This is a genomic window from Clostridium psychrophilum, assembly GCF_018861705.1.
Classification (GTDB): Bacteria; Bacillota; Clostridia; order Clostridiales; family Clostridiaceae; genus Clostridium_AD; species Clostridium_AD psychrophilum.
In genome coordinates, this window is the sequence record NZ_JAHLEC010000018.1 from 44,409 (window position 1) to 54,595 (window position 10,187).

At 26.1% G+C, this 10,187-nt stretch carries 3 protein-coding genes; all 3 read right to left on the reverse strand.

The window, feature by feature from the left end; translation table 11 throughout:
* Window positions 1-29 precede the first annotated feature (29 nt).
* The 3 genes from KPL38_RS06285 to KPL38_RS06295 all read right to left on the reverse strand — a co-directional run bounded on the left by KPL38_RS06285 (window position 30) and on the right by KPL38_RS06295 (window position 9,998).
* Window positions 30-5,495 carry a diguanylate cyclase gene (locus KPL38_RS06285; RefSeq protein ID WP_216288295.1) on the reverse strand — a complete coding sequence of 1,822 codons (5,466 nt, stop codon included), beginning with the start codon at window positions 5,493-5,495 and terminating at the stop codon, window positions 30-32.
* A 213-nt stretch (window positions 5,496-5,708) separates the two neighbouring features.
* On the reverse strand, window positions 5,709-8,825 hold the full coding sequence (locus tag KPL38_RS06290; protein ID WP_216288296.1) for an insulinase family protein: 3,117 nt from the start codon (window positions 8,823-8,825) through the stop codon (window positions 5,709-5,711).
* A gap of 240 nt (window positions 8,826-9,065) precedes the next feature.
* A complete protein-coding gene (locus KPL38_RS06295) occupies window positions 9,066-9,998 on the reverse strand; it encodes a VgrG-related protein (protein ID WP_216288297.1) in 933 nt (310 codons plus the stop codon).
* Between the last annotated feature and the right edge of the window lie 189 nt (window positions 9,999-10,187).

Sequence of the window (10,187 nt, forward strand, 5' to 3'; positions counted from 1 at the left end):
TAAGGCTTATGTTCTTTTCTTAAGGTGTATTAAATTATGCCTACTAATAATTGACCTAAAGTCTTAACAAAATTTAAATCTTCAAATTTAAATTCTTTAACTTTAATTGGAACCGTTAGATAAAGTACCCCTTTAACAACTCCAGATTTAATTATAGGAACTACTAAAGCAGAGTTCCAATTTGGCATTCCTGTTACTAAATCATAATCTATTATACTATCCCAATCTATTGTACAAATACCTTGCTTATCTGTAATTACATTTTCTATTATACCTTCACTAAATCCTACAACTTTAGCCCAATCCTCCTTTAAGTTTCTTCTCCCAAATTTTTGCGTAATCTTGTTTTCATTGATTATAAACAACATACCATTTTTTGCTTCGGTGGTTTCAATTATTCTTCCAAGTGCATTATATATTTTAGTTTCTAAATCACAATCTGACTTAACAGTTTCAATTAATTCTACCATAGCCAGTACATTTCTTGAATCCTGAACCATATTTCCTGACACTATTCCTGACAATTTATTAGTACCTTGCAACTTACCAAAAAACTCATTTTCGAAAATTTGACACCTGTTTTTACCATTAGCCTTAGCCACATACAAAGCCTTGTCAGCACTCTCTACTAATTCCTGTCTCCACTTTCCATGTTTTGGATAAGTAGCAATACCCATGCTAACGGTTAGATCTCTTTTAGATTTTAATATTCTCTTATTATCTATATTTCCCCTTATTCTTTCTGCTATGTCACTCGCCACTCTGGTATCAGTTTCAGGTAAAATTACAATAAACTCCTCGCCACCATAACGTCCACATAAATCAATTTTTCTAATTGAATGCATAACAATTTTGCTTACCTCTCTGAGTACCTTGTCTCCAGTTATATGCCCAAATTTATCGTTGACACCTTTGAAATCATCCAAATCGAACATTATTATTGAGAATACTCCACTCGATGCATTCGCTTTTTCTATATTTTGAGATAGCTCATCCTCTAAAAAGCGCCTCGTGAGAGTCCCTGTTAATTTATCAACAGATGAACTAATTTTAAGTAAATAATTTTCCATAACAAAACTTATAAATGAAGTTAAATCTAAACATTCAGCTAAACTATCTTCATTAAAATTGTTTAATACTCTCTCAGATTCCATATATACATAGCCTTTTATATTATCGAGCTTTAGTTGTTCATTAGATTTTCTTGCTTCTCCTGGTTTTTTTTCTATATAAATATGCTTCTTTCTTATAATTGGTATACACATTATAGACTTCATATTTTTAGGCATATATTTAAAATCTGCATTCTTCGGACTATTAAATGGTTCGCTTACTAATATAGAGTTTTTAGATTCTTTCGTTCTTAGCAAAATCTTTTTTAAGTCTGTGATATCAAAATTTCCATCACTTGAAGCAATAATTGTCAATTCACCATCAATTCCTTCAGAAATGATTAAACTCCTAGTAGATAACACAATACTTGAAATAAGTTTTGTAATTACATTCAAAATCTGTAGTGAATCATCACCCATGTTTTTGATTATATCATTAATGTTATGAATCCCTTTAGGCAAAATAGAGCTGTATATTTTTTTAGCTAATTCAACAAAATTTTTGTTATTTAAAATTTCACTAAACATTTTGTAGTCAAACAAAATTGTTAAATCATGATTGCTAGAAATATTTATGTCACCTTCTCTTGACTCACATATATTTCTATATGCGTAGGGTTTGCTCATTCCTTTAATCATGTTAAATGGTTTCATCATATTGTATGCATTAATATAATTAACTCTTAAAAATTCCGGTAATTGCATAGTACCTTCTTTAATTATCTCACAAGCTTCAAAATAATAGTTTACAGCATAAAAATAATTTTCTTGCATAAAATAATACTCCCCAATAGCACTACATATTCTCCATTGGAAATACTTGTTTTTTTCTCTTTTAGATAATTCTAATACTTGCATTAAAATTTCTATCTTTTCTTTGCCACTTTTTAAAAGTCCTTCTAGATACATTCTCTTAATATTAACCATATCAATATGGTTATTTGCTTTAGTAATAAGGTGATTTTTAAATAAATTTAAAACCTCACTTACAAATCCTTTTTCATATAACACTATGCATATTTCATATAATGCATTTGTTTTATTTATATTATTTTTATAACCATTGATTACTGTTTCTATTTGTTTAATATATTTATGAATATTATCAACTTTATCTAAGCGTTGTAAATTTACAAAGAGTAACAACAATTTACTATTATTATCTTGAATTGTACCATTATTATTATATATTTTTAAAGAATTATTAATTAAAAGACTAGCAGCATCTATATTTCCCATTCCATAATTAAATTCTGCTCGCATTTGATAATAAATAGAAATATCTTTGCCTTGAATAGGATATTTTTCTACCTCCTTTTGTGCTAATACATAATATTTATATGCATCCCTATTATTTCCCATTTTTAATTCAACATAAGAAATATAATTGTATATATAGAATATATTACTTTCAAATCCTATATCTACTGACTTTTTAAGTACATCTTTAAAGTATTTCAATGCATTATTATAATCAAACTTATCTGCATAACAAGTTGCTATATTTACCAAAGCAGTTAACTCTAAATCTATTATATTATTTTCCTCACAAATTGATAAAGTCCTATTATAATAACTAATAGCTGTTATTTCATCCTGATAATAGTCTGCATAAATTACCCCTATATTATTTAAACAACGACACATACCTTCTGAATTATTTGTTTTTTCAAAATAAATGAGACCTTTTTTATAACACTCTAATGCTTCAATTATTCTAGAAGTCTCAGAGTATAAAATACCAAGGATATTGTACATAAATCCTTTGTGAGACAGATAATTATTTCCACATTTTTTTATACATCTAACGCATAAATCAAAAACCTTCTTATATTCCTGTTTCGCAGTATATGCATATGCAAGATTTGTTTTATTTTCAAGATAACCATCTATATAATTAATGTTTAACAATATTAACTCGCATTTTTTTATATACTTAAGTGATTTTTCCACTTCATTTCTCCGTAGGTGTATATATGATATTTTATTTGCTGTATCTACTTGCAATTTTTCTTCAACTGCACTAGCTGAATATATTTTTGTTTTTTTGTAACTTTCCAATGCACTTTGCAAATTTCCTAAACTTAAATAAACATCTCCTATTTCAAGAAGAAGTTCAACCTTTTTATTTTGGTCCTCTTCATCAGATAACATAGAAAAAGCCTTTTTGTATTTAACGATAGCTTCATCCATTATCCTAAAAGATTTCATTTTTTCTGCAATTTCTATACAATATTTTACAATTCTATATTTATCTTTAGCTTTTTCTAAATGATAAATAAGTTCTTCTTTATTCTCTCTACCATTTTTTTCAAATAGTTGCTCTAGAACAGAAGCTGCAAGCTCATGTTTAGCCTTTCGTTCTTTATCACTTAGTCTATTGTATATTAAATTTTTCAAAACATTATTATAAAAATCAAACACAAAACCCATATCCTCAATTTTTTTTATTAATATTCCTTTAGAACATAATTCATTAATATGACCCACTAACGATATTTCAGGATCATTGAAAAATTTGTTGATAACATAAATTGGGATGGCTGTATTAAAAATTGATATTATACTTAAGATTTCATAACTAATTTTGTTAATTTCCTTTATTTGATTAAGTAATGCCTGCTGCATTGTTGAAGCAATTGGCATCTCATCAATGGTTTCATAAGGAGTATACCACTTACCATTATTCTCATTTACATAGATAATTTTTTTAGCTACAAACTCTTTTAAGGTTTCCTCAACAAATAGAGGATTGCCATATGTTTTCTGATAAACTTTTTGTCCAAGTTCTGTTGGTGCTTCTGGCATACTAAGAATTTCTTGAATCATAATAATAGTTTCTTCATTATTTAAGTTTTTTAAATGGAAATTCATATTATAGGAATTTTCATTTAACAACTGCTTAAATTTATGATTTGTGGAATAATCTACTGTACCATACGATAAAATGATCATTATATTTTGCTTATTATAATTTTGTACATTAATATACTCTAAGAGTTCTATTGAAAATTCGTCTAACCAATTAGCATTATCAATAATAAATATAACTGGTTTATTATTAAAACATTCTTGAATAAAACTATATATTTTACTAATTAACCTATATTTTTCTTTACTTCCTTCTATCCTTTCTGAAGTTTTATTACTATTTTCTGCATTAATTTTAGGTATGATTTTTATTAATTCACTCTTATATCTTTTTACTATCTCATCATCACATGTAGATATTATTTGCTTTAATATACCTAAAAGCACTTTCTTGCTTTTAGCTTTGCTATTATAATTCTTTACAGTGAAATCAGCATATACATTAGCCTTATTCATATAAAGCAAATGCTGTATTTCTTTTAATAATCTTGTTTTTCCTATTCCTTGCTCGCCATTAACAAAAATAATTTTATTTGATGAATTATTTTTATCTAAACTCTCGTAAGCACTCATTATTTTAGTAATTTCTTCATTCCTTCCTACAATCTTTGTACTAAAATTAAGTTTCTCAATTTCCTCAATTATATAAGACTTATATTTTTTATTGAATAATCTATTAACATCTTCAATTATTTCATTTATATTGTTATACCGCTCACTTATTTTTTGCTGAATCATTCTTTTAATGATTTTTATTAAATTATTATAAAAAGATAAAGTCAAAATATCCTGGCTGTATTTACTTTTAATTTTCTTCTCAAGTTCTACAATAGATTCAATAATATTTAACTTGTCATTAATATCTAAACTGTTATTAACGTGACTTTTACATAAATCAAAAATTACAATGCCCAATGAATATATATCCATTGCTATAGTTGTTTTTTTATCTTTGCTCTGTTCAAGGCGCTTAAAATCAACTGCTTCCCCCTTGTTATACCTACCACTTTGTTTTTCAATCTCTATAGTTGGCAAGTCCTTAAGCATTATATTATATTTATTGTTTTCATAATAAGCCATTATATTTTTAGTGCTTAGTTCGCCATAAATAAAGCCTCTCATATGTAAATAATTCATCACCATACATAGTTTTATAAATATATCTAATATTTGACTTTCATTTATATTAATTATAATTTTTTGTATTTTAAATGATGTTTCTACATATTTATTTGTATAAAAGTATTCACTTTTATTAGCTTTTTTATTATCAATAATACTAACCAAACCAAAGTCATAAACCCTACTTATATTTTTATGATTTATAGTTCCAAGTGTTATGAATTCAGATATATAATAATTTATTAATTTTTTTGATACAAATTCTGAATTAATAATATTTAACTGTATTTTCTCATTGTTTTTTATCACATCAGAAACAAGATATGAAGACTTAATCATATCTTTATTCAATTCGGTTATAACTCTATATCTGTTGTTAATTAAATTCATCTTTGAACACTTCCTTAAATACAAATATACTATTATTTACATTATATCATTTTTTTATATAATGATGTCAAAATTTATTTATTAATGATTTCTTGTTGCATTTGTATGAATATAATATTTTTAGTATATAACCATAAAAAACCAGTGAGAATTCACTGGTTTTTTTATATTTTTATAAAAAATAGTTGCAAATTTTTTACCAAGTTTTACAGATTATTGTTTATTCTTTTTAATTGGCACTATAATTTTATCAAATGAAGTTTTATTTTCATTTATTTTAGTCTCACCACCAACAACACAATGTAAATTCTGCTTTATTACATTTTCTAGTAAATCAGCAAAATTCTTTATATCTACATCAGTAGTAGACAATACCTCATTACGTAACTTTTGAATGTCTTTTTGAGTAGTTCCTGAAAAATACATATCGTCTCCTAATACGCCAATATCATATGGATCAGTTAAATGATCCATATTTCCTATTGTCCCAATTATATAGTTAGTCATTTCTTTATCACTTGCTTTAAATTTTTTTAAATAATTAACAACTTCATTAAATGTATTTAAGGTTTCTTTTAAATTGGGATCACGATATGAATAAAATAAAACCTCATTTCTTGTAAAAGTTACACCACCGCCATATGCTCCACCTTTTACTCTAAGTTCCTGCCAAAGATAATCACTGTTTAAAATATTTTCAAGAACCTTCATATGACCATTATAATTATATCCTGCATTTTTGAAATTACCGGCCTTAACCACATATTGCACCAATGATGGAATTATAAAAGCTTCATTTTTATTTGAAAAATCAAACTTATATTTTTGATTAGGGAATCTTTTATTTTTAATTTGCTTTTCAAAATTATTAAAAATAACTTTAAATTTTTCATATTCCTTTTCATCACCAGTGTAACTTACAACTAATCCATTTTTATTAAATACTATTTCACGAACATCGTTTAAATTTTTTACCATTTCATTAAACTTTACATCAAAGTTATCATCTAAATCACATATAAAATTATAGTATGGCAAATACTCCAAATCCGTATACTTGCCACTATTGGATAAATAAGATAGTGTGCGATTTATTGCAAGAGTATTACCTTTATTCACAAACATCGATTCACAATTGGCTCTTATTCCTTTTACTAAACTTTTAATACGTTTTTTATCATCAAACCTACTATTATTTGTTACTTCGTTTAATATTTCAAATGACTTAGCTAATGAACCATTTAAAGAATTTATTGAAACACTCATTTTGGGAATATATTCATTGCTATTATTATTATTTTTAAATATTGTTGAATTAAAATTAATTCCTCCAGTATTTCTCATGATTATATTGGATAATTGTGAAACATCGTATTTCTTTGTATTTACATTTCCTAAAACGTTATCAAGTAATTTTAAATACAACAACTTATTTTGAGGAACCTTTGAACTGTCAAAATACAAATTAGAATAAGTAATTCCATTCGTAAATATAGGATGAATTAATATTTTTGTATTTCCATCCTGCTTTACTATTGTTGTGATATTTTCTGCTTTTATATTTAAGTCTTTTCTTGACAATGTTGGTATCTTTGATAAAGATTCTTTTGAATCCTTTGTTTCTTGCCACTTTTTCAGTTCAATATCATCTATTTTAATTTTATCTAATTCATATTGTGATAGTGTGTTTTTATAAGTTGCAAGTTTTTCTTTTAACTTTTTTTCTTTGACTTCATTTAAACCACTAGATGGCTTTAGTACTACTAATGAATTATGTTGATTTTGAACTAAAAATTTTTGTACTAATTTTTCAAAATATTTGTTAGATAATTGAGATTTTATTTTATTTAATGCAGGAGTAACTTTTAAATACTCTGTGGGACTTATATCATAATTCCAACAATTTAAAGCTGAAGACATATAGTTCATGCCTCTATTAGAATCGGAATTTTGAGTTCGCAAATTTAATTCTACAGCAGTTACTACTGAATTTACTAATTCCTTATCAAAACCTTTTTTTACTACTTGCTTCATAGAATTATCCACAAGCTTTTTAAATTCTAACTTTTCTGATTCATTTGCATTTGTTGCAATTATACTAAAAATTGGTTGCCTTGTCGACTGATCAAAGCTTGCATAAATATTCGTTCCAATCCCTTTATCTAATAACGATTTTCTCAAAGGTGAGGATTTTGTATTCAAAAGAATCTCCTGCAAAATTTGAAAACCTAAGACATTTTCAATATCAGTTGCTTTATCTATTACATAATTCGATGATAGATATGTCTTATTTACAGTGTCTGCCTTAAGAGAAACTGGATACAATGCTGTTTTTACAACATCCTTTTTATATGTTTTTTGAAATTTAATCTCGCTGTCCACACTTGTTTTTTTAATATTACTTAAATATTTATCATTAATAAATTTTAGTGTTTGCTTAATATCCAATTTACCATATAGATATATGGAGCTATTTGATGGGACATAATACTTCTTATAAGTACTAATAAATTTATCATATGTTAAGTCTGGTATATTATCTGGGTTACCACCAGATTCATAGTTATATGAATTGTCACTAAAAAGTGATCCATTAATAGTATTCGCTAATATTGATTGTGGCGAAGAATTATTTCCCTTCATTTCATTGTATACTATTCCATTATAATTTAATTCACCTGTTTTACTATTGACTTCATAATGCCAACCTTCTTGTTTAAGTATTTTAGAATTTTTAGATATATTGGGATAAAACACTGCATCCAAATATACGCTCATTAAATTATTAAAATCTTTCTGATTTTTGCTTGCAACAGGATACATTGTAAAATCTGAACCTGTAAAAGCATTTATAAAAGTACTTAAAGATTGCTTTGTCATAATTAAAAATGGGTCTTTAACAGGATATTTTTTCGAACCACATAGCACTGAATGTTCAATAATGTGGTTTACACCAGTGTTATCATTTACCGGAGTACGAAAACTAATTGAAAAAACTTTGTTTGGATCCTGATTTTGTAGATATATTAATCTTGCTCCACTTTTAACATGTTTAAATATCATCGCAGTTGAATGTATATCATCAATCCATTCCTTTGATTCCAATTTAAATCCTGATATACTATTACCTATTTTTAAAGCTTCTACACCATTTTTAGAGAAACTCTTACTCGATAATACCTGCTTTACTTTTGGATATGATGTAATTTGATTACTAATTGTTGAGACCTGTGCACCAGATGCAATCTGTACACAAAATGCACTACTACTAAAAGCATATAATACTCCAACTAATAATAATATAGATGTCATTTTTGTGATCTTCTTCATTTTATTCCACCTCAATATAAAATTTTTCATGTTGCTATTGTTTTTTATGTTATAAATAGTATGTTTTGTTTCTATTTTTTATATTCAAGGCATTAATTAGCATATATACTATTTTATAGATAATGCAATTCTTAACTCTGATTAATTTGTTTGAAAATTTAATTTTATCTTTTATAAAACAAAAAAAAACAACAGAACAAACGTTCCATCGGATTTCTTTGTTTATTTATTTTTTACTATTTAAGCAAACTCTTTCTTGTATATGTTAAGCATATCTTGCTTTTCTCTCGTAAATCTATTATAAACACTTTGCTTTACCTGCGCTGAACTATCTTTAAAATAAATATTAACCTTTTGACGTTCATTATACAAATCATTAATTATATTGTCATCTGTATTTTTCAAATTAACTTTAGAAAATACAGATAGAGTACCTCCCACACCATGTTGAACTACAGTAGATAACAAACTTTCTTTTAAGGCTTCACTTTTTTTGTTTATATCAAACCCATATTTTGATTTTAATGCTAATGCTGCAGTATCGTAATAATTATTCTTTATAGAATTTTGTTGCAGTGTTAAAAATTTATCTTTACTAGAAACAGCAATACTAGTCCATGCTTTATCAAAATTTTCACCGAATTTGTTACCATCTTTAGCTTTGGCCCCTACAAGTTTTGAATAAATATTCTTGTCTTTTGTTTTAAGAGAACTTATAAAGGAATCTAAAGAACCTGTTTTAGAAGAAAACTGCCACGCCCCATATGACTTTCCGCCTATATCCCCTGTTGTATTACTTATTGCCCCTGGATTAGAACTTGATTCATATTTAGCAGATGCATAACCTAATGCGCTGCTATCATTACTAGATTCACTTACTAATGACTTAGCGACTCCTCGCACATTTGTATTAAAATTATTTATGGTTCCCAATGAATCATTTAAACTCGAAGTATCCTGATTTGATATAGCATTAGACATAAACTCTGACATCATTGTATTACTTGAACTATCTATCATTTGAATAAGCATTGTTTGAAATGCCGATTCCTGCATTGATTTTTCATTATCAGCATCAATTGTGTTTTTGTCAGAAATGCTATTATTATTTTTTATTAATAATGCATATTGTTTTAACAATGCATTATTAGTTATATCTGTAGATAATGCCATTACTATCACCCGTTTTATATAAATTTTTGTATTTTTATTATTTAATATTATATTATCATATACTATAAAAAAAATCTTATTATATGATTATCCCACAAAAAGCTTGTAATTACTTCCAAACGTAGTAATTATGATATAATAATATCAAAATCAGTACGTAGAGGAGGATTACTATGTTTTGCAAAAATA

Bases quoted from the DNA above. Each gene is read 5' to 3' on its own strand.
- KPL38_RS06295 (WP_216288297.1), bottom strand. From the start codon at position 9,998: ATGGCATTATCTACAGATATAACTAATAATGCATTGTTAAAACAATAT.
- KPL38_RS06285 (WP_216288295.1), bottom strand. From the start codon at position 5,495: ATGAATTTAATTAACAACAGATATAGAGTTATAACCGAATTGAATAAA.
- KPL38_RS06290 (WP_216288296.1), bottom strand. From the start codon at position 8,825: ATGAAGAAGATCACAAAAATGACATCTATATTATTATTAGTTGGAGTA.